Annotated in this window: 17 protein-coding genes; 9 read left to right on the top strand and 8 right to left on the bottom strand. The window is 63.1% G+C overall.

Going from position 1 to position 25,925, the window contains the following annotated elements; all coding sequences use genetic code 11:
- Positions 1-3: 3 nt before the first annotated feature.
- Genes HB778_RS21515 through tssI form a run of 3 tightly spaced genes read right to left on the bottom strand, consistent with a single transcriptional unit; the run spans position 4 to position 3,935 of the window.
- Positions 4-1,167, bottom strand: a complete 1,164-nt coding sequence (locus HB778_RS21515) for a hypothetical protein (protein WP_183456781.1) — start codon at positions 1,165-1,167, stop codon at positions 4-6.
- 10 nt (positions 1,168-1,177) lie between these two features.
- A complete protein-coding gene (locus HB778_RS21510) occupies positions 1,178-1,600 on the bottom strand; it encodes a DUF6484 domain-containing protein (RefSeq protein ID WP_432421197.1) in 423 nt (140 codons plus the stop codon).
- 10 nt (positions 1,601-1,610) lie between these two features.
- Positions 1,611-3,935, bottom strand: coding sequence for a type VI secretion system tip protein VgrG (gene tssI, locus HB778_RS21505; protein WP_183456779.1), 2,325 nt, complete (start codon positions 3,933-3,935; stop codon positions 1,611-1,613).
- 250 nt (positions 3,936-4,185) lie between these two features.
- Between tssI and tagH the strand changes: the two genes are divergently transcribed.
- The 8 genes from tagH (at position 4,186) to HB778_RS21465 (ending at position 18,793) form a co-directional block, all read left to right on the top strand.
- A complete protein-coding gene (gene tagH, locus HB778_RS21500) occupies positions 4,186-5,238 on the top strand; it encodes a type VI secretion system-associated FHA domain protein TagH (RefSeq protein ID WP_183456777.1) in 1,053 nt (350 codons plus the stop codon).
- A gap of 249 nt (positions 5,239-5,487) precedes the next feature.
- Positions 5,488-6,978 carry a type VI secretion system protein TssL, long form gene (tssL, locus tag HB778_RS21495; RefSeq protein WP_183456775.1) on the top strand — a complete coding sequence of 497 codons (1,491 nt, stop codon included), beginning with the start codon at positions 5,488-5,490 and terminating at the stop codon, positions 6,976-6,978.
- 22 nt (positions 6,979-7,000) lie between these two features.
- On the top strand, positions 7,001-10,564 hold the full coding sequence (tssM, locus tag HB778_RS21490; RefSeq protein WP_183456773.1) for a type VI secretion system membrane subunit TssM: 3,564 nt from the start codon (positions 7,001-7,003) through the stop codon (positions 10,562-10,564).
- A gap of 159 nt (positions 10,565-10,723) precedes the next feature.
- Complete coding sequence (locus HB778_RS21485; RefSeq protein WP_183456771.1) at positions 10,724-11,503, top strand: PP2C family protein-serine/threonine phosphatase; 780 nt, start codon at positions 10,724-10,726, stop codon at positions 11,501-11,503.
- Positions 11,503-14,076: a serine/threonine-protein kinase gene (locus tag HB778_RS21480; protein ID WP_183456768.1), complete on the top strand. Its 2,574-nt coding sequence runs from the start codon at positions 11,503-11,505 to the stop codon at positions 14,074-14,076. Before HB778_RS21485 ends, HB778_RS21480 begins: the two co-directional genes overlap by 1 nt.
- A gap of 102 nt (positions 14,077-14,178) precedes the next feature.
- Positions 14,179-14,589 (top strand): DUF1036 domain-containing protein, encoded by a 411-nt coding sequence (locus HB778_RS21475; RefSeq protein WP_348524750.1) that lies wholly within the window; start codon positions 14,179-14,181, stop codon positions 14,587-14,589.
- Entirely contained in the window at positions 14,586-17,000 is a 2,415-nt protein-coding gene (locus HB778_RS21470) for a M23 family metallopeptidase (protein WP_183456766.1), read from the top strand. The genes HB778_RS21475 and HB778_RS21470 overlap by 4 nt, the downstream gene beginning before the upstream one ends.
- Before the next feature lie 164 nt (positions 17,001-17,164).
- Complete coding sequence (locus HB778_RS21465) at positions 17,165-18,793, top strand: caspase family protein (RefSeq protein ID WP_183456764.1); 1,629 nt, start codon at positions 17,165-17,167, stop codon at positions 18,791-18,793.
- A 74-nt stretch (positions 18,794-18,867) separates the two neighbouring features.
- Here the strand turns inward: HB778_RS21465 and HB778_RS21460 are convergent, their stop codons facing one another.
- Complete coding sequence (locus HB778_RS21460) at positions 18,868-19,404, bottom strand: OmpA family protein (protein ID WP_096455150.1); 537 nt, start codon at positions 19,402-19,404, stop codon at positions 18,868-18,870.
- A 191-nt stretch (positions 19,405-19,595) separates the two neighbouring features.
- On the opposite strand from HB778_RS21460, the gene HB778_RS21455 reads away from it, so the two are divergent.
- Positions 19,596-20,171: a DUF6931 family protein gene (locus HB778_RS21455; protein WP_183465169.1), complete on the top strand. Its 576-nt coding sequence runs from the start codon at positions 19,596-19,598 to the stop codon at positions 20,169-20,171.
- A 45-nt stretch (positions 20,172-20,216) separates the two neighbouring features.
- Here HB778_RS21455 and HB778_RS21450 read toward each other — a convergent pair whose 3' ends face one another.
- The 4 genes from HB778_RS21450 to HB778_RS21440 all read right to left on the bottom strand — a co-directional run bounded on the left by HB778_RS21450 (position 20,217) and on the right by HB778_RS21440 (position 25,615).
- Complete coding sequence (locus HB778_RS21450) at positions 20,217-21,461, bottom strand: caspase family protein (RefSeq protein ID WP_244661556.1); 1,245 nt, start codon at positions 21,459-21,461, stop codon at positions 20,217-20,219.
- Positions 21,462-21,468: 7 nt separating this feature from the next.
- Complete coding sequence (locus HB778_RS21445; protein ID WP_183456762.1) at positions 21,469-22,569, bottom strand: OmpA family protein; 1,101 nt, start codon at positions 22,567-22,569, stop codon at positions 21,469-21,471.
- A gap of 497 nt (positions 22,570-23,066) precedes the next feature.
- Positions 23,067-23,636 carry a tetratricopeptide repeat protein gene (locus HB778_RS41560; protein ID WP_244661555.1) on the bottom strand — a complete coding sequence of 190 codons (570 nt, stop codon included), beginning with the start codon at positions 23,634-23,636 and terminating at the stop codon, positions 23,067-23,069.
- The gene (locus tag HB778_RS21440) at positions 23,633-25,615 is read right to left on the bottom strand and encodes a caspase family protein (protein ID WP_244661554.1); all 1,983 of its coding nucleotides are present in this window, start codon (positions 25,613-25,615) and stop codon (positions 23,633-23,635) included. The genes HB778_RS41560 and HB778_RS21440 overlap by 4 nt, the downstream gene beginning before the upstream one ends.
- Positions 25,616-25,925 lie beyond the last annotated feature (310 nt).

Raw genomic sequence — 25,925 nt, 5'->3', positions numbered from 1 at the left:
AACTCACATCCAGGCTGGAAAGCGGCGGGTGACGCGCCAATCGGCAAGCGGCGTGTCAGCTGTGGCCAGTGCCGCGCGCAACGCGTTGAGCCGCAACAGGCGCATCGACCGGAAAGGTCGATGATCGCGCCCACCGCGTCCCTCGTCCCACCATGCCTTGACCTTGTCGGCCACCGGGAGCGCGGCGTCGTCCAGATGGGCGAAATCCTTGCCGAGCAAAGCCGGGTCGACGACAAAAAGGTCAGTGTCGCCGAAATCAACCTCGAACAGGTCGCGAAATGCCGCACCGGCGGCAACGACAAGTTCCGGCTCGCGCATTTTTTCGATCAGCCAGGGCATCACCGCGCGATCGCCAAACAGGCCTACCGACGCTGTCGCCACGCCGCGAAGCGCGGGCTGCTCCAGGTGCTTCTGCAGCCAGCCCTTGCCGGCCTTCGCCGCACTCGTCAGCAGGCGGATTTCGATCGCCGCCGCCGCAAGCCCCGGTTCCGTCAGCACGATCTTGTCGATGACGGGATGGGCGGACCGCGTTTCGCCAAGCAGGCAAGCGGCCAAGGCCGCCGTCAAGCGTTCCTTCGGCGTCTCTCCGTCAAGGCCGGTCAGCACGGACGGCAGGACGTCGCGGCGCTTGATGGCGCCGGCGAGCCTGACAGCGCGGCTGCGTACCTTTGCGTCGGAATGGTTCGCCAGGTCGGGAAGACGCGGCCCCGGATCCACGCGATGGTGCCAGAGCGCCGATAGGCCGAGGCAGCACTGCAGTGCATCCCGGCTGTCCAGCCATTTCGCCACCAGCGGCCGCAGGTTTTCACGCGGCGTGCGCGCGATCGCGGCGGAAAGGCTCGACAAACCATGCTCGCCCAGCGTCGCGGCACTGTTGAGAGCGACTTCGATCAGATCGGCATCCCCCCAACGCAATGCCAGTGCGCCAATCACGAAAAGCTCACCCGGTTCGGCATAGTCCGTGAACCTGGCTTGGGCAGCTTCCCAGCCGGCTTTGCCGGCAGCCATGAGCCCTTCGAGATTGGCTTCGAGACGCTGGTCGATCCGGCCGATATCCGTCTCATCAAGGATAGGGCCATCGATCTCCCGGCGACGGCGAAGCCAGAGGAAAGCCGCATCTTCGGCGTGCTGATCCACGATGGCGGCGATCGTCGCGACCCGATGCATCGGCAATGCCTCAGTTGAGGTGCACGGCCCCGCCGCGAATACGGTTGGTCCCACTCGCCTGGCTGGTCAACTGGGTACCGCGAATGGTCACGCGGCCGTCCTTCTCCAGAATGATCGACGCCAGACCGCAGCGCAGTTCTATGCGTTCTTCGCCGCTGATGACGATACGATCGCCTTCGCGCACAACCGACAGTTTCCTCTCCTTGTGCGCCGGATCGACGATGCGTCCGACGACCAGCGGTCGCGTCGGATCCCCCTCCTCGAACAGGAGCGCCAGCTCCGAACCGATCGCCGAAACATCCAGTTCGGTCAGGCTGCGCGCGGCAATCGCCGTCTCGCGCGGATTGCCGACGAAGACCACCAGCGGCGCTCCGCCCTCAAAACCGATGAGCAGGCCGATTACGACGCCGTCGATGCGATCCAGCACTTTCATGATGACGCCCTCAATTGTTGTTGATCGTGCTTCCCTTGACGATCACGTCGCCGTCGGCCTTGACGGTGATCTTGCCGCTGCCCTTGAGTGTAATGTCCTTGCCGTCGGCGACAATGGTGCCGTCCTTTTTCATCGTGATCGTCGCGTCACCGCATTTGAGCGTGATGGAGTCGCCAGCTTCGATCACCAGATTCTTGCCAACATTGATCGAACTGTCTTCGGCAATCTGGATACCGCTGCCCTTGCCGACCTTGAGAGCATGCGCTCCGCCGACATCGGTGGCGTCGTCGGCGCCGATCTTGGCCGTTCGTGCCTTGCCTATCTCGGACGATTGCGCCCCGCCGACAGCGAAACTCTGATCGGCGCCGACATTGACGCTTTGCGCCGCCGCAATATTCCAGCTGTCGGCCGCCCCGATGTCGTGGCTCTGCGCTGACCCTACAGTGACCGACCGTGTCGCGCCGATGGTGTTTGTCTGCGGCCCGCCAACGCTTCGCGTCTCGGATGCACCGACCGTGTCGATGCGGGCAGCGCCCACGGTGACGGTCTGGACAATCCCCACCGTCTGCGAGTGGTTGGAGCCGATCGTCTCCGTCGAGTTCGAACCGATACCTATCGTCTCATTCGCCCCCACCGTCAGCGAGCGGTTCTTGCCCACCGTCTCGGTGTCGTTGTTGCCGATATTCGTGGTCTGGTCGACGCCGACCTTGACCGTCTTGTTGTTGCCGACGTCCTCGTCGAGGTTGTGGCCGACGGAATGCTTGGCATCGTGGTCGATGCGGTCGGACTGGTCGTGCTGGACGAGCTTGGTGCGGTCGTGCTTGATCAGAAGGTTGTGGTCCTTCTGCGCCTGAAAATTGACCAGTTCCGAGCCGGCCTTGTCCTCGAACATCAGCTCGTTGTAACCGCCGCCGCCTTTCGAGGAGTTGGATTTCCAGCCCGATTGCGTTGCGTTGCCGGGCAAGCCATACGGCGGCATCTGCGAGGCGTTGTAGACCCTGCCAGTGATGATCGGCAGGTCAGGATCGCCTTCGAGGAAGTCGACGATCACCTCTTGGCCGATGCGCGGTATCTGGATGAAGCCCCAGCCGCTGCCGGCCCAGGTCTGCGAGACACGCACGAAGCAGGAACTGTTCTCGTTCTTCTTGCCGAGGCGGTCCCAGTGGAACTGCACCTTCACACGGGCATATTTGTCGGTGAATATCTCCTCGCCGGAAGGACCGACCACCGTCGCCGTCTGCGGCCCGCGCATGATCGGCCGCGCCGTGATCCGCGGAGCGCGGTAGGGCAAGGCAGTCGGCGCGACACCCAGCACGATCTTGTAATTCTCGCTGTGGGCCTCGTTCTGGGTCCTGTAGCCCGGATCGAACAGCCTGTATTCGGCGCTGATCACCAGATACTCCTGGTTCTGGTCATCGCGCGGAAAGCTTTCCAGCTTGAATGTACAGCCGGAATGGAGGCCGCGCACGGTTCCGACCGCGGTGATGCGCTGGTGCACGGCCTGGAGTTCCTCGCGCCGGATACCGGCCAGGGTGTCGCCGCGCCCAACATCGAGATGCGCCCCGGGCTGGCGATAATTCTCGCCGGAGGCTTCCTTGTGGCTGAACGGCTGGGCGGACTTCGCCATCAGATCGGCGCCAGGCTTCTTGAAATCATAGTCGGTATGGGCATAAGCCCCCGGCCGCACCGAACTGCCCGGAATCCATTCGGTGATGTATTCGACGTCGCGCCGCGAACCCTGCCCCTCGAAATTATAGAGTATCTTCTCGTAGCCCGGCGCCGGCTTCAGCTTGCTCATCGTATCGCACAGAACGAGCGTGTGCTTGCCCTCGTCATGCTCGAAGAAATAGAAGATGCCTTCGTGCTCGAGCAGGCGCTGCACGAAATCCAGGTCGCTCTCGTCGAACTGCACGCAATATTCGCGCGAGGGGTACGACCCTTGCAGCCGCTTCTCGAATTTCGCCGTACCGTATTTCGAGAAGATCTTTTCGACGATCTCGACGGCGGTCATGTTCTGAAAAATCCGGCAATCGGTGGCGTTGCCGAGAAACCAGAGCCACGGCCTGACGACCGCTTCGTAGTAGGCCAGCCGGTCCTCGATGCGGGTCAGGCGAAACTCGGACACCAGGCCGCTGAACCAGCGTTTCGGATCGGATTCGCCTTCAACCGAAACCACGCCGCCCAGCATCTTCAGCGGATCGATATCCGCCTTGGGGCTGACGAAGCCGACCGTATAGGCGAAGCAGCGGCTGATCTCGTCGCGCCCGACAAGATGCGTGAAGGTCAGGTCGGCGCCGGCCGGCGTCTGCACAACCGTGGCACGTTCGTTCGGCATGGGTCGTGCCCCTCCTGGACGCGGCCGCCGGCGCGGTGGATTTGAAGTTCCCGCCAGCTCATCGGGAACTTTTCAGGGCCCGCCGCACCAGGCCATGTTGAGCCTACCACATGTTGTCGCGCCTACCAAAGAGCATGCACGACAGCAAAACCTTACCATGTCGATGCATCGGCTCGAAACGCCGCTGTCCTGTTGGATGTGCAAACTGCTAGAATGTGGAGTATCGGTCAGCATTCGGTGGCGATCCTGGATGTATATCAGCCTGCAAATCAACAATGTCGACGCCTTGCCGCCTGGCCTCTCGACCGGCTACGCGGCGCGGGATCGCAGCTTCGAAATCGGACGCGATGCCTGCGACTGGACCTTGTCGGACCCCGACAAGTTCATCTCGGGACGGCATTGCGAGGTCCGCTACGAGGCAGGCGCGTTCTGGCTGCACGACATCTCGCGCAACGGAACCTACATCAACGGATCAAACCAGCGCATGACCGGCCCGCATCGGCTGGGCAATGGCGACCGGATGCTGATCGGCCGCTATGTCATCTTCGTCTCGATCGACGAGGAGCGCGCCGCGACAGGTCATCCCGGCCACGGTGCGACGCAGCGCGAAATGTCCGTCGCGGCAGGCCGGCCGGCGGAATTCGGAGATGGGCCGTTCTTCGATCCCGCGGGGCAACGGTCCGGGCAGCGGGGTGCGGCGTCAACGTTCCCGTCGCAACCGCTTTTGCCCTCGACCAGGGACGAAGTGCTGCGGGAAATCGCGATCGCGGCCGGCATCTCGCCGGAACTGCTGCAAGCGCGCGACCCGCATGAAGTTGCCGCCGAAATCGGTACGGTGCTGCGCACGGTGGTCGAGGAACTGACCTTGCTGCTGAAAGCGCGCGCGGCGGCGAAAATGCTGGCCAAGAGCACGCAGCGAACGATGATCAGCGCCGCCGACAACAATCCCCTGAAATTCGTTCCTGCAACCGACGACATCCTCGAAATCATGTTCGCACGGCGCCGGGCCGGCTATCTTGATGCCAGGCGCAGCATCGAAGATGCATTCCGAGATCTGAAGACGCACGAATTCGCCACCTATGCCGCCATGCAGGCCGCGCTGTCGCGGCTGCTCGACGACCTGTCTCCCGAAGCGATCGGAAGAAAGCTTCCGCCGACGTCGTTCTCGTCGAAGAAGAGCCAGGCCTGGGACGCTTTTGTCGCGACCTGGCGAACCATGGAGGAAGCGCACGAGAACGGCATGCTGGACATATTCCTGGCCTATTTCAGCGAAGCCTACGCCAAGGCCGACAAGCAGAAATAGGCCGGCATTCGGTTCCAATCGAGAGTTTCTGAGATTACGATCGCATACGACAATTCGCCAAGCGGGTAAGGCTTATCGACCTGGGGGTCTGCGGCAAATGTCATCATACGGCGGGATAGTAAGGTGTAGCCGACCGTCCTCAAGACACTGCCCTGGTCGTCAGGGCCTGCCTTTGTTTTACCCGATCGCGAGCGGCCTTGCGCCTGTCCGGCAAGAGCGCGGGTGCCGGGCGTGGACGGACGATCGGCCATGAACTCGAAAGACGATCCTTTCGGCCCGGCGGGCAAGACCGTCATTCGCGCCACGCCACGGCGGGAGCGAAAGCCGGCGCCGGTCGCTCAGGAGCCCGTCGCGGATGGCGGGCATCCCTCGCCGGTCAAGGAATCGACCGTGTTCGATCCCGGCGTCGGCCGACATACACCGCCGGGCTGGACGTCGGGGACCGTGATCTATCAAGGAACACCTCCAGTAACGGCGCCGACGTCGGCTCTGCGGCAGGAGACCCTGCTCAATGTCACCGACAGTGTCCGATATTCCGCGGCAAACCCGATCCTTGCCGCGGCCGCACCGTTGCTGATGCTGTTCGGCCAGCTCAGGCTTATCCCGGTCGAGAGACAGGCGGAGCCGTTGGCCGAACATGTCACGGAGGCGATCGACAAGTTCGACCGGGTACTGGAGAAAGCAGGCGTTGCCGAAGAGGATGCGCGGATTGCGAAATTTGTCCTGTGCGAAACCGCCGACGATCTCATCGGGAATCTGCCCTGGCCACGCAAGGACGCCTGGGCACAGCACAGCATGTTGTCGCAGTTCTTCCACGTCGAGCCCGACGGCACGGGCTTTTTCGAAGCGCTGAACAAGGTCCTGGCCAGCCCGGAGGCCCATTACGACCTGCTCGAACTGATGCATGTCTGCCTGTCGCTGGGGTATGAGGGCCAGTATCGCGGCCTGACACGCGAGGACAGCAACCTCGAACGCGTTCGGCGCGACGTCTACGAAACGCTTCGCTATTTCAAGCCTCGCGCGGACGAAGACATCTCGCCTCGCTGGCAGGGCCTGGCGACGACGATGACGCAGTCGTGGACACGCCTGCCGCTGTGGGCCGTGGCGGCAGCGGCGTCGGCACTGCTGACGGCGGCATTTTTCGCACTGCGGGTCTTCATCACCAATGAAGGCGACGCTACCGCTGGTGAATTGCTGGCACTCAACCCATCGACGCCGATCGCCATCGAGCGCGCCAGCGTGGCACCGTTGGCCGAGCCGGCGAAAGTCGTCACCCCTCCCGCAGCCACCACCACGCAGATCGATCGCATCCGCTCGGCACTGGCCAAGGACGTCGACGCCGGCGGGCTGACCGTCGGCACGAAGGGCGACTTCATCGTGGTGGAAATCAGCAATGTCCTGCTGTTCCAGTCCGGCAGGGCCGATGCGAAACCAGAGTTCCAGCCGATAGCCGCCGATATCGCAGCCGCCCTGGAACCCGAGCGCGGCCCCATCAGGATCGTCGGCCACACGGACAATGTGAAGCCGCGAAAATCGAGCCCGTTCAAGTCCAACTTCGACCTTTCCGTCGCCCGGGCGAAGGCCGTCGAGACCATGATGGCGCCGAAGTTCAGCGATCCTTCCAGGCTGACGGTGGACGGCAAGGGCGAGGACGAGCCAATCGCCGACAATGCAACAGCGGAAGGCCGCGCCAAGAACCGCCGTGTCGATGTGATGATCGCCAAGGAGGAAAAGTTGTGAGCAGGGCCGGTTGGAAGCGGCCATGACGCGTTGGCTGCTGCGGATATTCAGCATGATCGCGCTGGCCGGTTTTGCGGCGGCAGTGTGGTTTGCCGGACCTTTGGTCCGCTTCGCCGACAGCCGTCCTCTCGAACCTACCTGGCTGCGTTCGGCAATCATCGGTGTGATCGTGGCGGCCGTGACGCTCTTCTACGGATTGCGTTTCTGGCGGATGCGCAAGGCGCAAAAGGCATTGGAGATCGCCGTTGCCCGCAATGACGACGGGGATAGCGACTCGCAGGTGCTCGAGGCGCGGATGAACGAGGCGATCGCCGCGCTCAAACGGTCGAGCGGCAAGCGCAATTTCCTCTATGAGATCCCCTGGTACATCATCATCGGTCCGCCCGGCGCGGGCAAGACAACGGCGCTCGTCAATTCGGGCCTGAATTTTCCGCTGGCCGGTTCAGGCGATGCCCAGCCGGTCGCCGGTGTTGGCGGAACACGCGCCTGCGACTGGTGGTTTACCGACGAGGCCGTGCTGATCGACACCGCCGGACGCTACACGACGCAGGATTCCAATGCTCAGAGCGACAGTAAGAGCTGGCTCGCCTTCCTGTCGCTGCTCAAGAAATATCGCCCACGGCAACCGATAAACGGCGTCATCCTGGCGATCAGCCTTGCCGATCTCATCGGCCTCGACGATCAACAGCTTGACGCCCACGTCGTCGAGATCCGCAGCCGTCTGCGGGAAATCCACGAGACGCTGAAAATCCAGTTTCCAGTCTATCTGCTGTTCACCAAGGCCGATCTTGTTGTCGGCTTCATGGACTACTTCGGCGGTTTCGACGAGCCCCGCCGGCGCAAGGTCTGGGGCGCGACATTCCAGACCGCCGATCGCACCAGGAACATGGCGGCCGAGGCCCCGGCCGAATTCGATGCGCTGGCAAGACGGCTGGTCGAGGAGATGCCCGACCGCCTCCAGGAAGAGGCTGACCCGGCCGCGCGCATATCCATCTTTGGCTTTCCGGCGCAGTTCGGGGCGCTGAAGGGCCGAATTGCGAGTTTTATCGCCGGCCTGTTCGATCCGGGCCGCAGCCAGGTGAATGCCAGCCTGCGAGGACTCTACTTTTCGTCAGGTACGCAAGAGGGAACGCCAATCGACCAGGTGTTGGGCGCGATCGGCCGCAGCTTCGGCAGCAATTCCCGCGCCCATCTTTCCGGAACCGGCAAAAGCTTCTTTCTGCATGATCTGTTGACGGGCGTCATCTTTGCCGAATCCGGTTGGGTCTCGTATGACAAATCGGCGGCAAGGCGGGCGGCGGTCGCCAGATTTGCGGGGTTTTGCGCCATAGCATTGATCGCCGCGGCGGCGCTCGGAACGCTCGCCCTGAGCTTCACGGCCAACCGGTCGCTGATCGCCTCCACCACGCAGGCCATGGGCCAGTATCGCACGACGGCGGACACACTGCTCAAAAGCACCGAGGTGACCGATGTCGACCTCGAAAACGTCATCGGCCCGCTCGACCAGTTGCGTGATCTGCCGGCCGGGTTCGAAACCGCCGACATGCCGACACCGATCGAGGAGACGTTCGGCCTCAGCCAGCGGGAGCGACTGCTTTCGGCGTCCAAGACGGCCTACCGGCAAGCGCTGGAACGCATGTTCCGGTCACGCCTGCTGATCCAGGCCGAACGGACGATCCAGGCCAAGATGGCCGATCCCGCCGCGCTCTACGAGCCGTTGAAAATCTATCTGATGCTCGGCGGCAAGGCGCCGAAGGTCGACGACGCGTTGATCGTTTCGTGGATGAAGCAGGATTGGGAGCAGAACCGCTATCCAGGCGAAAACAACCGCGCCGGACGCGAGCAGCTCGAAAAGCATTTGCGCGCCATGCTTGCCCTGGACGACGCCTATGATCCGGTTTTCGAACTCAACCAGCCGCTCGTCGAAGCCGCTCAACGCTCGCTCGGGCGCATGAGCCTTGCCGACCGCGCCTCCGCATTGATCAAGTCGGCGGTCTATTCGGCAGCGCTGGAGGATTTTTCGGTTTCCGTCAAAGGCGGATCGGAGGCGCAACTGCTGTTCGAACGTGTCGACGGCGGCGATCTGTCAGGTCTGCGCGTTCCCGGCCTCTACAGTTGGAACGGCTTCAACCATTTCTATCTCGGACAGCTCTCGCATATTGCGCAGATGCTGGTCGACGACCAGTGGGTGCTCGGCGGCGGTGGTGAGCAAGGCGGCATCGACCAGGAATTGCTCAAGCTCGGCCCCGAACTTCTCGATCGTTATGGGAAGGAGTTCGCAACGGCGTGGAACAGCGTTCTCGACGGGTTGAAGTTCAAGGCGATGCTGAAGGACAAGCCGCACTATGTCGTGCTTTCCGCCGTCGCCTCGCCCAGCTCGCCGATCGAACAGCTGTTTACGGCGATCGCCGACGAAACCGCCCTGACGCGCGATGCTGCTTCCGGCAAGGATTCAGGCACAGGGGGTGAGGCCGGCACGGTTCAAGTCCAGTCGCAAGACGCGGCAAAGATGGCCAAGGGGCTGGCTCGCATCGGCATACAAATCGCCACCGGAAAATCGCAAAGCCGCGCCGGCACAGGATCCGCGGCAGCGCAGAACCAGAATCCCGGGGCCAACATCGAAGCGCAGTTCAAATCGTTCCAGGCCCTGGTGAGCGGTCCTGCAGGACACCGCCCGATCGATGCCTTGACCCAGAATTTCCGCGACATCTACCAGAGCCTGCAACTGGCGACCGACGTTCCCTCGCAGACGGAGCGCGTCAACGCCAATCTGCAGCTGCAGATCGCCACGCTTCGCGCCAATGCCTCGCGACTGCCCAAGCAACTCGCCAGAATGATCAATGCGACGGCGAACGAGTTCGAAGGCAACGTCACCGAAACCTCGGTGGCGAATTTGAACCAGATGCTTGACCAGGCGGTCACGGCTGCCTGCGAGGCGGCCGTCAACGGCCGTTATCCGTTCGCCGGCAATGGCACCGAGGACATGGCGATGGCGGATTTCGCGAAGCTGTTCGCCCCGGGCGGGCTGCTGGACCGGTTCTTCGCGCAAAATCTCGCATCGCTGATCGACATGAGCGGTCAGGACTGGAGCTGGAAGCAGGATGCCCGCTTCGGCCGCGACCTGTCGAAATCGACGCTGAAAGACTTCCAGCTGGCGGCCGAAATCCGCAGCGCCTTCTTTCCCCAGGGTGGTTCGGCGCCCTCGGTCAGCATCACCTTCACGCCGTTCTCTCTGCATGGCGATGCCGATGCGGCGGTGCTCGATGTCGATGGTCAGACGGTCCAGAGCAACCAGGCGAGCAATGCGCCAAGCATAGTGACCTGGCCGAGCGGAGCGGCCTCAGGATCCGCCAGTCTAAGCCTGACGCCGGAGCTGCCGGGCCGTGAATCCAGCATCAAGTTCAAAGGGCCATGGGCGCTGAAGCGGCTCATGGACAAGGCGACCATCACCGGCACCGACAGCAATGTCCAGGCGCGCTTCGTGATCGGCGGGCGCGACGTCACCTATACGATCCAGACCGGCTCCGGCCCCAGCCCCTTCCTGCTTCCGGCACTTTCCGATTTCAGCTGCCCGAAGGCGTTTTGAGATGGGCTCGATGCTTTTCAACGCGTCGACGCCCGGCATGAGCCGCAGGCGCCCGGACCTTAATTTCGATACTTTAATGGTCGAGCCTGTGGCAGACTGCCGTGAGCGGGCGCCCAGGAGTGCGCCGCAGAGGACGCTTGAGACGCGTTTGGTGGCAAGGTGAGCGATGTCGCCCTTCCCTTTGACAGCTTTGGCGTGAGCCATAAGGGCTGTGTCCGCGAGGTTAACGAAGACAATTATCTGCTTGAGCCACGAACCGGGCTTTGGGTGGTGGCCGACGGAATGGGCGGGCATGACGCCGGAGAAGTCGCGTCGGCCAGCATTGTCGACCATCTCGCCACGATCGGCATCGCAAGCTCGGCTCCGGATCTGCGGGCGCGCTTCGAGGACAGGCTGAGCCGGGCCAATGCTGAAATCCGCGGCATATCGGAATCGCGCGGCATAACCATCGGCTCCACGGTCGCCGCCCTGTTGGCGATGGACGGACGGTTTGCCTGCCTGTGGGCGGGCGACAGCCGGGTCTACCTGATCCGCAACGCCGCGATCTCGCAGATTTCGAAGGACCATACCGAGGTGCAGGAACTCTTGGACCGAGGCATGATCAGCGCGGCCGAGGCGCTCACCTGGCCACGCCGCAATGTCATCACGCATGCGGTCGGCGTCAGCGACGACTTCGTCATCGACTTCCAGCAGGGCGAACTGATGCCGGGGGACATTTTTGTGCTGGCCACCGATGGGCTGACGGCCCATGTCACCGACGCGGAGATCGAGGCAGCGGTGGTGTCGGCAACGCCTCAAGCGGCCTGCGAAAATCTTTTGGAAACGGTGCTGGCGCGGGGCGGAACCGACAATGTCACCATTGTACTGGTGAAGATCGCAAACGAGCGCAATGGACAATCGCTCCACCCTGATCTGTCCAGAGCGGAGGGCCGAGGCTGATGAGCGCCGACGACAAGACGCGAATATCGCCGCAGGTGGCCAACACCGCCGTCGGCACACAGCTCAGCGGCATCTACGAATTGGACGAGCGGATCGCATTCGGCGGCATGGGCGAGGTCTACCGTGGCCACAACATCCAGACCGGAGACCACGTCGCGATCAAGATCGTGCTGCCCGAGTTTGCCCGTGACCAGACCATCCTGTCCTTGTTCCGCAAGGAGGCCTCGATCCTCAACCATCTGTCGCATGACGCGGTCGTGCGATACCACGTCTTCACCATCGATCCCGGGATCGGCCGTCCCTATCTCGCCATGGAATTCGTCGACGGCGAGTCGCTGTTCGACATCATGCGACGTGGGCCGATGCCGACGGAAGAGGTGCGCAAGCTCTGCCATCGCCTCGCATCCGGCCTGAGTGCCGTGCATCAGGCGGGCGCGATCCATCGCGACCTCTCGCCCGACAACATCATCCTGCCGGGAGGCCGGGTCGACCGCGCGAAGATCATCGATTTCGGCATAGCGCGATCGGCGACGGTGGGCGGGGAGACGCTGATCGGCGGAAAGTTCGCGGGAAAGTACAACTACGTTTCACCCGAACAGCTCGGGCTGTACAGCGGCGACGTCAGCGAGCAGTCCGACATCTACAGCCTTGGGCTGGTGCTGGCGGCCGCGCTGCGCGGCAAGCCGATCGACATGAGCGGATCACAGTTCGAGATCATCGAAAAGCGCCGGACCGTGCCCGATCTCTCCGACATCGACGAGGATTTCCGTGGCATTGTCGAAGCCATGCTGCAACCGGATCCGCAGGACCGGCCGGACAGCATGGCTGATATCGCCAGGATGACGCGCGACGAAGACGAAGCGACAACACCGCCGCCATCCCGGACGCCCCGCGACCGTCCGGCTCTGCCAGCGGCGGGGCATACCCTTATCCCTGATCCCAAGGCACAGCCCCAGCCATCCAATGTCGCGGGGCACAGCGCGGCGACGGCAACGGGTCCGGGTGAGCAGCGCTTCGTCCCGCATGTCCGGCCCGCGCATCTGTCCGAACCGCGGCCTCCGGCAGCCCCCAGCCCGCCACGCATGGCCGCAAGCAATGTCCCCGCAAAACCCGCAAGAACCCGAACCATCGCAATCGCTGCCCTGGCGACGCTGGCTGTCGCTACAGGCGCCGGCCTGTACCTGGGCGGCTTCATGACGCCGGCGACGCCGACTGTCGGCAAGACATCGCTTTCACCCGAACCACCAAAGCCTGCGCCAGAACCATCGAAGCCGATCCCGACGGACAAAGTCGCAAGCCCGCCCGAGCCGGCAAAGCCAATTCCGCCCGCGCAACCGGAGGCCAGCGCACAGCCGGCTGAAAATCAGCCAGAGGCGGCTCAAAAGCCGCAGCCGGCCAAGCCTGCCGAAGCCCCCTCGCCTGCCGAGCAACCCCCGAAGCCGCCGATGATGGCAGCGCAACCGCAAACGGAGCCGAGTGCGCCATCGGCTGCAAGCCAGGCAGATACCAAGACCGTGCAGACGCCGGAGCCCGCGAAGCCCGTTGTTGCCCCGAAAACGGAGACACCCCTGAAGCCATCCGCAACCGAAGCGCAGCAGCCGCCCGAAAAGGCACCGCCGGCAATCCAGCCGGACAAGATGGCCAGCGGCAGTCAAACGACAGCTCCGCCGCCTGTCACAACCGCTCCAGCCCCGCCAGCCGCGAAGGTCTCAACGCCGCCGCCGGCCCAGCCAGAGGCCGTGGAGCCCCCGAAGCCCAGGCCTCAGATCAGCCCGCCGGCAGCGCCCAAGGCGACCGTGCCGGCGCCTAAGCCCACTGCGAGCCAGACGGATACCGCGAACGCTGAGAGCCAAAACGCCTCGCCACCGCCGGCCAAACAGCCGGACCAGGCTGTCGTCGCGTTGAATGTGCCCAAACCAGCGATCCCTCCGGTCGTCGACGACCTCGCGCAACGTGTCTCTTGGGTTCGCGACTTCGGCGGCGGCGACTGTTTCTATGCGACCATGACATCGTCAACCGACAAGGCCGCCGCGATCGAAGGTTTTGGCACGGCGGTGCAGCCATTCGAACGGATGCTCGGCGACTTCCAGGCAAAATTCCATGTCGAACCCGACATCAGCGTCCGCCTCATCGAGCCGAGCCAATGCGAAGTCACCAACTTTCTGCGCTTCCTCGGGCAGACCGCGGCCGACAAGCCGCAGCTTGTTCTCGACCGGACATCGGTGCCTGATGGTACGCCGATCAGCGGCACGCTGGTGACGCGCGGCGGGCTCATTTCCAGCGTGCTGCTGATCGATCACAAGGGCATGGTGTTCAATCTCGACGACCGCATCGTCGCGCAATCGGACAAGGCTACCTTCAGCATTCCGATTGGCCTCGGCGCCGCCGATAAGGCCACTGGGAAGGCCGTGCCGCAGATCATCATGGTGATCACCGGCCCGCAGGATATCCAGGCGGCGGCCATCTCCACGCCGATGCCGGCCTCGGTGGTGCTGCCGAAAATTCTCGAGGAGATCGAGACCGACGGATCGCAATTTTCAGCCACTGCCAAGTATTTCCGGCTCGGCGGATAGCATGGACGCCCGATGGAACTCCGCCGCGCGTGTTTGCCTCCTGCCGACCTGCCGATAGAGCAGCGTGATCCGGCTCGAGCCCTGCTTGCCCTGACCGGCCGCATGAGGCTCGCGATCATGGCTGGAGCGGCATTGCTGGCCGTGTTGGCGTCCGGCGAAGCGCGCGCCGAATTCACGGTCTGCAACCAGACACTCGACGTCGTCAATCTGGCGGTCGGCCAGAAGGTCGACAATGCGGACCAGACCGACGGCTGGTGGACCATCGGCGCCAACCAATGCGTGAACGTCATCCGCGAGGAACTGACGAACCGCTACATCTACATCTATGCCACGGATGTGTTCGGCCATGCGATCCTGACCGGATCGACCGAGATGTGCATCGAGCGGCGGCGGTTTTCGATCCGCGGCATCGACGAATGCTGGCAGCGCGGCCATATCGCGGCGCAATTTCTCGAAGTCGATACGCTCGAGCAGGTGCGGTGGACCTTCTTCCTGACCGGAAGCAATCCGTGACGCACAGTATCGACACCAGCTTCAGAGAGAAAAAGCAGGCGCGCGCCGCGCTGCGCAGGCGCACGCTTTGGCGCAGGCTCCTTGCCGGTTTCGCCGTAGTGATCCTGCTGTCCATCGCCGCCGGTTTCTACTTCACCGCGGACTATTGGTCGTTCGGTGACGAAGACGAGGAGTTGCACGCGGTCGAAGGTGCGGATGATGTGCCTGCCGATGCATCCGTCTATGTGCCCGCCATCATCGACCTGGCGGGAGATCCGATGTGGATCACGCTAGCGCCCGATGCCGACACGGCAAGCAAGGGCCATACGGTGGCGCGCCCGGCCGAGCTCGACAGTTCCGGCGCCTCGCCGCAGATCGAGATCCTCTCCGACGTGATGCTGAGCGCCAGCGAAAAGTTCATGACGACGATCCCGTCGACGCAGGAGGACTTCGCCTTCTTCCAGGCACAGCGGCGGACCGCCCCGACATCTCCGGCTGCCGCACCCGCCGAGCAGGCCGCTCCGCCTGCCCCGGCGGCACCGGACGACCAGCAGGGCGACCTGGACAATGACCTTCAGGCGGCACCCGAAGCGAGCGAGGCCCCGGCCGGTTCGGCGCCCAAGGCGGATGCCGACGACCCGGAGGCCGGCTGGGGAGAGACCATCGATCAGGGCGAGGCAGCGCTGCCCGCCTTCAAGAAGACCCAGATCGAGAACAATACGACCGTCGCAACCGTGACCAGCGAGTACCAGCGCTTCGAGGCGACCGAAGACACGTTCGTGAAGATCCTCAACGACCGCAGCCTGGACAGTGTTGCGCTCGATGCACATTTTTCCGCCGACGACGCCAAGCTCGCAGGCGAGGCGCTGAAGAGCCTGTTCAACCGCGACAGCCTGGAGCCGGGTTATGTCGTTGCCATGCGCGGATTCCGGCCGAACCGCGAGACGACGACGATGTCGCTCATGCAGGTTTCGATCTACGCCAAGAATGTCTTTGTCGGCACGCTGACGCGCAATGCCGCGGGCGCCTTCGTGTCGGGTGTCGACCCCTGGGTGCGCGAGGACCTGTTCAACTATTCCGGTACCGATCAAGGCGGGCCCAAGCGGCAATATCGCCTCCTCGACGCGATCTATTCGACGGCCGCGCGCAACAAGGTTCCAACCGGCGTCATCGGCGAGGCGATCATGTATCTGTCGCGAGGACAGGACCTCGACGCCTTCGCCAGCGAGGACCAGCGCCTGGTGCTGATCTACTCGCAGACGCCGCGCGGCAAGGACGAGACGTCCGGGCGGGTGCTTTATGTCGGCGTCCAGGGCGGTGAGAAGACCATCGACTGTTTCGTCTTCCAACAGAGCGACGGCCAGTTCGCCTGCGTCACCGGCAATGACGAAGTGCGCTCGCTCAACGTCGCCAACGGCATGGTCACGCCGGTGAACGGGGTGATGACCTCGACCTTCGGCCCGCGCAAGCACCCGATCCTCGGCGTCGTTCGTATCCACAAGGGTGTCGATTGGGCAGCCCCTGTCGGCACGCCGATCATGGCGGCCTTCGACGGCGAGATCAGCTTTCAAGGCGATGGCGGCAGCTATGGCAATCTGGTGAAGATTTCGCACCCAAACGGCCGCGAGACGCGCTACGCGCATATGCAAAAATTCGCCATTGCGAGCGGCGTCGGCACCAAGGTGAAGGCCGGCGACGTCATCGGCTATATCGGCACCACCGGGCTTTCGACCGGCCCGCACCTGCATTTCGAGCTCTACCAGAACGGCGAGGCAATCGATCCGCTGGGGACGGCCCCCACGGTCGCCACCTATGACACTGGCAATTCCGGTAATTCCGGCGATGTTGCCGTCGAAACGCTGACCGAGCGGATCGTTCATGTCGAAAGCGGCGGCAGCGCCCGCGCCAAGAACCCGAATTCGTCGGCGACCGGCGCCGGCCAGTTCATAACCAAGACCTGGATCCGGATGATGAACACCTATCGCCCGGAACTTGCGCGCACACTGTCGACCGCCGACCTCTTGGCCTTGCGCTACGACGCCACCATTTCGCGTGAGATGGTGCGCAATCTGGCACGCGAAGGCGAGGCCTATCTGCGGGCGCGCGGCCACCAGATCACAGCCGGCCGGCTCTATCTCTGCCATTTCCTCGGCATGGAAGGCGCGCACCAGGTGCTGTCGGCGCCGGGTTCGGCGCAACTGAGCGCAGTGCTTGGGGCGGCCGTCATCCAGGCCAACCCGTTTCTCACCGGCAAGACAGCCAGCTATGTGGTGGACTGGGCGGAAAGGAAGATGGGCCAGAAGCTGAGCCGGGTGGCCACCGACGCCACCCCGCCGCCGACGACCACGGAGATCCGCCAGACATCGCCGGAGTTCGAAAAATACAAGCAGGCCGTCACCGCCCTCATCGGCTCGATTCAGAATACGCTTTGAACCTCCCTGCCACGGCATTGGTCGCTCAGGCCATTGGCGCCACTATTTTCAGGCCCCTCCGTGAACCAAACCCGTGGTCAAGATCACACATGTCCAGGAGCCATTGTTGGCACAGGCGACCCAGTCGCCGACGAAATGCACCCTGATGGGTAGAGGGCTGATCCATGAGAACGATCACGGTCTTTCTGAGCGGGATTATCCTGGTTTTCCTTGCCGCCTTCGGCGTCGAGGCCGCCGCGCCTGACGCCAAGCGCGTCGCGCTGGTGATCGGCAACAGCGACTATGTCCATGCGGTCACCTTGCCCAACCCCGCCAACGATGCCCGCCTCATCGCATCGACGCTTCGCAATGCCGGCTTCGAGGTGATCGAAGGGGTCGACCAGGACAATGCAGGCATGCACAACCTCATCAGCCGATTTACCGAGCAAGCCTATGACGCCGACCTCGCGGTCATTTTCTATGCCGGTCATGGCATGCAGGTCGACGGCAAGAACTACCTGATCCCGGTCGACGCCGATTTGACGTCGCCAGCCTATCTCAAGACCCGCACCATCCAGATCGACGATTTCATGGCCGCGTTGCCGCCCGACCCGGCGATTGGCGTCATCATCCTCGATGCCTGCCGCGACAATCCGCTGGCAAGGACGCTGGCGGCCTCGCTGCCGAAGAGCCGCTCCACCTCGCTGGGCACCGGTCTGGCGCCGGTCGAAGCGAGATCGGACGGCGTCGGTACTGGCGGCCTGCTGATTGCCTATGCAACGGATCCTGGCGCCATCGCTTTCGACGGCGACGGAACCGACAGCCCTTACTCCACGGCGCTCGCCAGGCATCTGACCGAACCCGGCGTCGAAATCCAGAGCGCGCTGACGCGGGTGCGCGGCGAAGTGACGGAAACCACGCAAGGTCGCCAGCGGCCGTGGCACAACGCATCGCTGGGACGCGAGGTTTTCCTTGGGAAACCCGTCGCGGCGGCGGCGCCGGCGGCAAATCCCGTTGCCGACGCAGCGAACGCAGCAGCGACATCCGCTCCCGCCCCTGTCGCCGGCGATTCTCCTTCGTGGGAGGTCGAGCAACGTCTTTGGGACGAGGCTGTGAAGCACAATTCCGGTCCGTTCTACCAAGCCTATCTCGACCAGTTTCCGAACGGTCGCTTCGCCACCGTGGCGCGGCTGAACATCGACGAATTGAACGGCCCGAACGCTCAAAACCGGCAGGTCGCGGCCCTCGATACGAACCAGGCGAACGCCGGTTCCGGCTCTGCCGTGCGCACCTCGGTCAGCGTTCCAGACGAGATGAAGCAGACGCCGGGCACCGAGTTGACGGAAAGTGCAATCGGCCTCGACCGCCAGGGCCGCATCGACCTGCAGTTGCGGCTCGAAGCATTGGGCAACGCGATTGGGCGCATCGACGGAACACTGGGCCCTCAGACCCGTGAGGCGATCGGCATCTGGCAAGCCGATAACGGACTGCCGCAAACCACCTATCTGACGCGCGAGCAACTGGCGTTCCTCGTGATCCAGTCGGATCCGATGATGGAAGCCGTGCGTGCCGGATATGCCGCCGATCAGGCCCGTACGGCGCAGCCGAAGAAGCCGGTTGCGCAGAAGGCCCGCACGATGAGGCCGGTGGCACAGAAGCCCCGCAAGCAACAACTGGTCGTTTCGAAGTGGCGCAACCGCGAGACCATGGTTCGGCTGGATGATCCTCCGCCACGCCGGCGCGACAACGACTTCCTGACCAAGGCACTGATCTTCGGCGCCGGTGTGGCGATTGGAGGCGTGCTTAAACACTGACACCCAGAGCAATTCACTGTTTCTCGGGAACGGTGAATTGCTCTAACTCTTTGTTTTGACGTAATTCTAGCGCGCTACTGCGTCTTGATCCGCATTTCCACGCGGCGGTTGACCGGATCGTACGGGTTGGGGCTGCGGGGGTTCTTCTCGCCCATGCCGATCGCGTTGATGCGGCTGGGATCGACACCGCTGGCCGTCAGGAAGGCTGCCACCGATTTCGCACGCCGTTGCGACAGGCCTTCATTGTAATGCACCGTGCCGGTGGCGTCGGTATAGCCTTCGACGACGAAGCTGAACGTGCTCAGCCGGCTGTCCTTCAGCGCCTTGGCGAACTCATCGAGCTCAGCGCGCGCGGTGGTGTCGAGCGTGGCCGAATCCAAGCCGAAATTGATCAGCATATCGAGGCTGGATTTTTCGCCCGGCGCGTCCTTTGCCTTGGTCTTGCTTTTGCACTCCTCCTCGGTGCCGACGCAAATTCCCCGTGACTTGCCGAGGTCGGCGGCGCCAGTGAAAAACTTCACGATGTCTTCTGATTTCTGAACGGGATCGGCGGAAGCGTGGGTCGAGAAAAACACCACCGCCAACACAAAGGCTGACCTGCCCCACTGCATAGCGGTTACTCCTGTTTGAGCATCCGATTTCGACGATCATGACGATACCAAAGTTCATGGCAATTGTCTGTCGATAAACGCTGGTGGGCATGATCGTGCCGATGGGTGTTACCGCGGCACGGGTTGAGACTTGACCAGCGCCCGGCCTAAGGCTTGAGTGGCCAAGGCTTCTCGATGAAGGCGTGGCGATCATGGCCAATGGGCTCCGATTCAAGACGGCACGAGATCTTTTCACGGCTTGCCCCGCTATTGCCCGGGACATGAAAACCCTTCCAACCGACCAAAGCTCGATCGCGTTTTGCCGCGACCTGCTCGCCGGACGCGTTCCCGAAGAAGCGATTACCTTCTGTGCCTATTTGCTTCCCGAGCGGGCCGCGGTCTGGTGGGCGCATGAATGCCTGAGCCATCTGACCGAGCTGTTCGATGGCACCGATCAGGAATTGCTTGCGCATATTGGCGACTGGGTGGGTGAACCGGACAATCCCCGCCATCGGGCAGCCGTCAGCGCAGCGGCAGTGACACCACCGACAACGCCGGTCGGCTGGATTGCGCTGGCTGCCGGATGGCGCGACAGTTCGGCTACGGCCGCAACGATGGCACCGGCCTTGCAACCATTTCCTGCCGCCCATGCGGTCAATGCCGGGATTCTGGCCGGACTGGCCCGTGTTGCGCTCGCGGACCGGTTTGCCGTTCTTTCGGCATTTGTCGAAATGGGCATCCAGATGGCCGAGATCGAGGCGTTGCGCCAATCGGCGGATGCATATTAGAGCCGCCATCCCGACAGAAATCGGATGGAAACCGCTGCTTCCTGCCTACTTGCAGCCGCCTTGCGCCCATTTGGCAAGCGCCACTTTGAAGCGTGTTCCCAGCGGATGTTGCAGGCGCAAGACAGAGACATCGTTGGCGGCGAAATTTTTCGCCTGATCGCACAGCCGTGCCTCGTTCCATTCATGGCAGCCGTCGCAGTGCTTGCCCTCCCAGACCGATTTGTCCAACCCCTCCACCGGGCTGAACAGCGGCTTGCCCTTGATCAGTTCGGCGATGCTCTTGCCGTCGATTGCCGCGTCGCCGAAATCGACCGGATGGTTGAAAAGGATCGGGGCATCCGACGCCAGTTTGGGGATTTTCTGGCGCAGCACGTCGAGCGCCAGCTGATCGTTGCTTTGGCCTGACGCCCCGGCAGCGCCGGTGTTGCGCGCGTCGGAGCCGCCTTCGGCCTGAGGTGTGCTCGCCTCGCCCACGATCAATGGCGCATTGAGATCGACCTTGTGCAGGACGACCTCCGTGGTCAGCGATACATTGAGCCAGGGGCGCTGCTTGCCGGCGGTTGCCTTGAAGACATCACCGGTCACCCTGTTCATCGCCTCGGTGATGGAGACGTTGGATTCGCCGATGTGCTGAAGCAGTGCGGCGGTGAACGGCGAATGTTCGCCCGACCCGTCATAGGCGAGTTGATTGGGGCTGGCGGCGAAGGCGACGAGCGTGCCGGCGCCACCATTCTCGATCGGGATCTCGGCGAGGCCGCTGCTCGCGCCATGGACGCCCGCCGTCTTGGCCAGCACCTCGGCGAGGGGATTGTCGCGGCAAGCGTCGAGAAACACCAGCCTGATACTGGTCTCCCGCGACATCTGGCGTAAAACGAAATCAACCGACACGGCCTCGAAGTCGAGGGAGGTCTCGTCCTCCAGCGCGGCGTCGACCGGGAGCAGGTAGTTCTTGCCCGAAACCTGCAAGCCGTGGCCGGCGTAGAAGAACAGCGCGATATCGGCACCGCGCACCTGTTTTGCGAACTGGGCGATGGTCGCCTGCGTCTGCGGCTTGGTCAGGTCGAAGCCGGAAACCACCTCGAAATCGAGCTTCTTCAAGCGTTCGGCCATGGCCTGGGCGTCGCGCACCGGATTGGCGAGGGGTGCCGCGTGCTGATATTGGGCGTTGCCGAGGACAAGGGCGACGCGGCGCTCGGCGCTGGCGGCCGTCAACGTCAACAGCAAGGCGAGCAGCGCGAGAGCGGCGGCGCGAAAGAGGCCACCGCAACGGGCGATCGGATCGGACCTCACCGCCACCTCAGAGCTTGGTCGCGGAAAATTCGATCCGCCGGTTGAGCGCCTTGTTTTTGGGCGTATCGTTGGCGGCAACCGGCCGCTCCTCGCCATAGCCCGCGGAACTGACCTGGTTGCGCGGAATGCCCGCGGCAATGAGGGCATCGGCAACCGCCTGGGCCCGGCGCTCCGACAATTGCTTGTTCGCCTCCGGTGAGCCGTCGGAATCGGTATAACCGGAGACCTCGACCTTCAGGCTCGGGCATTTTCCGACGACACCTTCAACCTCGGTCAGCAAGGGGCGGCTTTTCGCATCGAGCCGCGCGCTGGCTGGCCGGAAGTAGATGGCGCCGGTGCGCGACAGCACGGCGAACCTGTTCAGGCATTCCTCGTCGCTGAAATTCGCCTTGGCGGCATCGGTGGCAACCGGGCCGACATCGGCCGAACTCGCCGCGGTGGTCGGGGTGGCGGCCGGCTTGCTGCCGTCGGCGGTGAAGACGAAATCGAACGATACCGACGCGGTGGGCACGATGTTGGTGACGTTGGCGGCCTGCTGCAGCTTGTCGATGTTCGGCAGCAGGCCGAAATCCTCGACATGGACAGCGACCGGAGCCTCCGAAGCAACCGACACCATGTTGTCGCTGATCATGGTTACGACGACGCTGGCCTCGAGATCCTTGTCGACGCCGTGCAGATTGAGGCGGAACGGCAGCGTTGCCTTCACCCTGCGCTTTGTCGCGAGATCGGCGAATGCGGCGGGATCCACCTTCGCCGTCAACTCGGCGGTCGGGTATTTGAATGTCTCGAAGAACAGGAAGCGCATGCGAACGTTGCGCAGGTCGACGCCGGTATCGACCGAATTGAGGTCGAACGTGACCTTGGCATCACCCGCCGCGCTCAGCGTGCCGGTGATGTTCCTGATCTTGTTGGTCTCGACGATCGTGTTCTTCTTGACCGACTGGTAGGTGATCACCGAAGCGGTGGGATCGAGCGTCCAGTTCGGCGCGGCGTTTGCGGCTTGTGATCCGAGTAGCAGCAGGCCGCAGAGCGCGACGATCAGGCCAAAAGCCCTTGCAGCAGGGCCTTTCGACGTTGTCTTCCACCAGAATGCGACGACTTCGAACATGGACCGCCCCTGCCCAGGACTACCGTATCGACACGACACCACGCGGATGTCGCAGAACATAGAGTACTTGGCCCTAATTGGCGAGCCGCTCCAAGGTACGTCTTGGCGGAACTAATGCGGCGGCAGCCCGCGGCGCCCAAATGGGCGTTCGCCTCAACCTCCTCCCCAGTTGCCTCCACCTCCGCCGCTACTACTCCCGCCTCCGCCACTATTACTTCCGCCCCCAGTTCCGCCTCCGCCCATGGCAGGGATGGCAGGTAGCGTTTGAGAGGTTTCCTCAGCCGGCTTTATCTCTTTCTTGACGATCATCTTCTTGGGCTTGACCACCTTTGTCGGAGGCGTCGCATGAATGACCCTCCGATGCTTGGTCGGCAGTGGCGTCGGCTCGAATTTGGGTGCTAGCGAGGTGCAGCCCATGAGCCCTGCCAAACCGACGGACAAAACCGTTCCGACGAATGCTTGCTTCAATGCCCTGCCCACGACTGCCTCCTCGTTGCTTAAAACACATCCCGACGCGGATTGGCTTCTTCCCAGACCGCTCTGGCAACATTCACCAGTTGAGTTTCCAGCGAACCGGACACAGGAATCTTCGACTTGAGCTGCTGGCGCAGCTCTCTCAATGCCGTTGTTTTCGCCTTCACGCCAAACTTTGCGAGGGTCTTCGGAACGTCAGGTAGTTCCTTGCGAAAATCTAGCGCAGCTGCGAATGCGAGATACCGCACGGCAACTGCCTGGTCGGCGTTGGTACCTTTGTCCATTTCGAGGACCGCACGATCATACGCACCAGACTGGTCGCCGCGTGCGGTACCGAGTTCAAATAGTCTTTGTGCTTCCGCAAGATTCCGCTCTATGCCAACTCCGTCCCGATACATTCGTCCAAGGCTGGCCGGAGCGTAGGGCTGGCCAAGATCGATGGCCTTCTGGAAAAGGGCCAGCGCCGCCTTTGGGTCCTTCTCGACGCCCTGGCCGCTGAGATAATTACGACCGAGCAGGTTCATAGAATACATGTCCTGCCGCTGGACACCGGCCTGCAGGAAGGCCACGGCGCGGGCCGGATCGGCGGTCACGCCGTTGCCCCCTCGGTGAAGATCGCGGCAAGTGCGTTCATGGCGTAGGTGTGTCCCATTGCCGCCGCCTTGAGCATCAGGTCGAGGCCCTTGCCGGTATCGCGCTCAACTCCGTTGCCGGTGAACAAGATACGCCCCCACGCTGTCATTCCGTAGGGATCGCCCTTGTCCGACGCCGCCCTGTATAAGGCGTTAGCTTGCGATCGGTCGACAGCAACTCCAGTTCCTGTGAAATACATGTAGCCGAGTTCGAAGACGGCGCGCACATGTCCCTTTTTGGCAGCGTCCTCGACAGCCTTCTCCGCTTCCTCGACCTTGCCGGCCGCAAGCAGCGCCCGGCCCAGTTCGTAGCGGAAGCGGGCGACATCGGGATAGGCCTTCACCGCCGCCTCGCAGGCCTTCACGGCTTCAGTGCCGATCTCATTCGGCAGCAGGCCAGGGACGACGCCTTGCAGGTCGAGAGGCTCGCCGGCGGCCTGGTCACAGGGATCGACGCTTGGCGACAGCTTCATCGTGGCGGGCTTGGATGAGCTGCTGTCGGCCCGGATCTCGAAGCCGACCTCGACCGGCGCGGCCGCACCGATCTGGGGTTCGTAGCGCAGCTGGTCGACCTCATCGGCCATCAGGCTCGACTCCGGTGACAGGGCACGATCCGGCAGGGACAGGGTTCCCGTTGCCGGATAGCTCGCGAGTTTCAAGCTGACCGCGGGATCGTTTGTCGGGAAATCCAGCTTCAGCGGAACCGGTCCGACACCGACCGGAACGCTGATCTGACGGTTTTCGATCGCCTCGGCGGCACCGGTGATATGGATGCCCCGCTCCAGCACCTGCTGCTTCTGCTCGGTCTCGAGCGAGGCCACAATCTGTTCGCCCTCGGCGCCCTGGCCGTTCTTGACACGGAACACCATGATGCCCTGGGATTGGCCACCCCAATTGTCATGCGTGGCGTAGGCCAGCATGTCGACTTCCTCGGGCGCACCGACGCCCTTGGGCACATCCATCTTAAGGCGCGGCAGGTCCCTGCCTTCGATCGGTTCGCCGACCGCGACAGCCTTGCCGTCCAGCAGCAGGCGCCCAAGTGCTGGCGGCCTTTCGATGCTGACGGTGATCGATCCGCCGTCGACGTCGACCGGTTCCGGCAGGTCCAGGGCAACAGGTCCGACACCCGACGGGACGACCTTCTCCAGAACCGGCGGCAGCGACGGCCGGTTGGCCCGGCGCATCAGGACGACTTCGTCGATGAGTGAGGAATTTTCCCAGGGAACCTGCTTGCCGTCGGTCGCCTCGACCACATCGCGGCGCACCGCGGCCATGACCGAGCGTATCTCCTGGTTCGGCGCCAGCGCCCGACGCGAGAATGCGGATGAGAAGGGGCTGAGGTCTCCCGCGCCATCATAGGCGACCGCCCCCGGCTCGGTGGCAAAGGCAATCAGCGTGTTCAGCGAGCTTTTGACTTGCGCCAGACCGGTGTTGCCCGCCGTGATCAGCTGGTCCCTCAGCCAATAATCCTTGCGGGGAAATGGATTGTTGCGACAGGCATCGAGGATGATCACCTGGATCTTCGATTTGGCGCGCAATTGCTGCAGGACGTCGTCCAGCTTGACCGCCTGGACCTCTATGTCGGCCGCATTCTTCAGCGAGGCGTCGACGGGGATCAGGAAATTCTCGCCGCCGATCTGAAAGCCATGGCCGGAATAATAAACAACGGAAAGATCGGCGCCGTCCGCCGCCGCGAGGTAGTTGCGGAACTGCTCTTCGAACTGCAGCTTCGTCAAATCCTTGGCAACGAACACTTCGAAGCCGGCCAGCCGGAATGTCTTGGATACGTCCTCGGCATCCTTGTCGGGGTTCTTGAGAGCGGGGATTTCCCGGTACTCGGAATTGCCGATCACCAGGGCGACCCTTCGATCGGCCGACGCATCGAAGCTCGCAAGGGCCGCTACAAGGAAGACCGCGATCAATCCGCAAAGTCGGAGCATGGCAACTGCCTCAACCGCCGCGACCTGACGACCACAAGCTCCCCAGATTGCGGTATCAAGGTCTGTTGAAGAACTCACAATCCGCCGCGACAGGAACGGAAAAAGACCGAAAAACCGTCGCGGCAGCAGGCACCTTCCTCATCCGGATGTGTAAACTACCTCAGAGCCGAACCGTCCGCAATGAGTGTCGAACCGCCCCGGCGTCCGGCTCCGAAGCACAATTTTTTGAGCAGAAGGGTACGGCAGGCAGCCTCGTGCGCCAGGCGGGCGGCGACTTGCCTTCGGTCTTGATGAAGGGCTGTCGGTCTGG

This window comes from Mesorhizobium huakuii (assembly GCF_014189455.1).
GTDB lineage: Bacteria > Pseudomonadota > Alphaproteobacteria > Rhizobiales > Rhizobiaceae > Mesorhizobium > Mesorhizobium huakuii_A.
This window is presented reverse-complemented; position numbering and strand designations above follow the sequence as displayed.

Bases quoted from the DNA above. Each gene is read 5' to 3' on its own strand.
- HB778_RS21515 (WP_183456781.1), bottom strand. From the start codon at position 1,167: ATGCATCGGGTCGCGACGATCGCCGCCATCGTGGATCAGCACGCCGAA.
- HB778_RS21510 (WP_432421197.1), bottom strand. From the start codon at position 1,600: ATGAAAGTGCTGGATCGCATCGACGGCGTCGTAATCGGCCTGCTCATC.
- tssI (WP_183456779.1), bottom strand. From the start codon at position 3,935: ATGCCGAACGAACGTGCCACGGTTGTGCAGACGCCGGCCGGCGCCGAC.
- tagH (WP_183456777.1), top strand. From the start codon at position 4,186: ATGTATATCAGCCTGCAAATCAACAATGTCGACGCCTTGCCGCCTGGC.
- tssL (WP_183456775.1), top strand. From the start codon at position 5,488: ATGAACTCGAAAGACGATCCTTTCGGCCCGGCGGGCAAGACCGTCATT.
- tssM (WP_183456773.1), top strand. From the start codon at position 7,001: ATGACGCGTTGGCTGCTGCGGATATTCAGCATGATCGCGCTGGCCGGT.
- HB778_RS21480 (WP_183456768.1), top strand. From the start codon at position 11,503: ATGAGCGCCGACGACAAGACGCGAATATCGCCGCAGGTGGCCAACACC.
- HB778_RS21475 (WP_348524750.1), top strand. From the start codon at position 14,179: ATGAGGCTCGCGATCATGGCTGGAGCGGCATTGCTGGCCGTGTTGGCG.
- HB778_RS21465 (WP_183456764.1), top strand. From the start codon at position 17,165: ATGAGAACGATCACGGTCTTTCTGAGCGGGATTATCCTGGTTTTCCTT.
- HB778_RS21460 (WP_096455150.1), bottom strand. From the start codon at position 19,404: ATGCAGTGGGGCAGGTCAGCCTTTGTGTTGGCGGTGGTGTTTTTCTCG.
- HB778_RS21455 (WP_183465169.1), top strand. From the start codon at position 19,596: ATGGCCAATGGGCTCCGATTCAAGACGGCACGAGATCTTTTCACGGCT.
- HB778_RS21445 (WP_183456762.1), bottom strand. From the start codon at position 22,569: ATGTTCGAAGTCGTCGCATTCTGGTGGAAGACAACGTCGAAAGGCCCT.
- HB778_RS21440 (WP_244661554.1), bottom strand. From the start codon at position 25,615: ATGCTCCGACTTTGCGGATTGATCGCGGTCTTCCTTGTAGCGGCCCTT.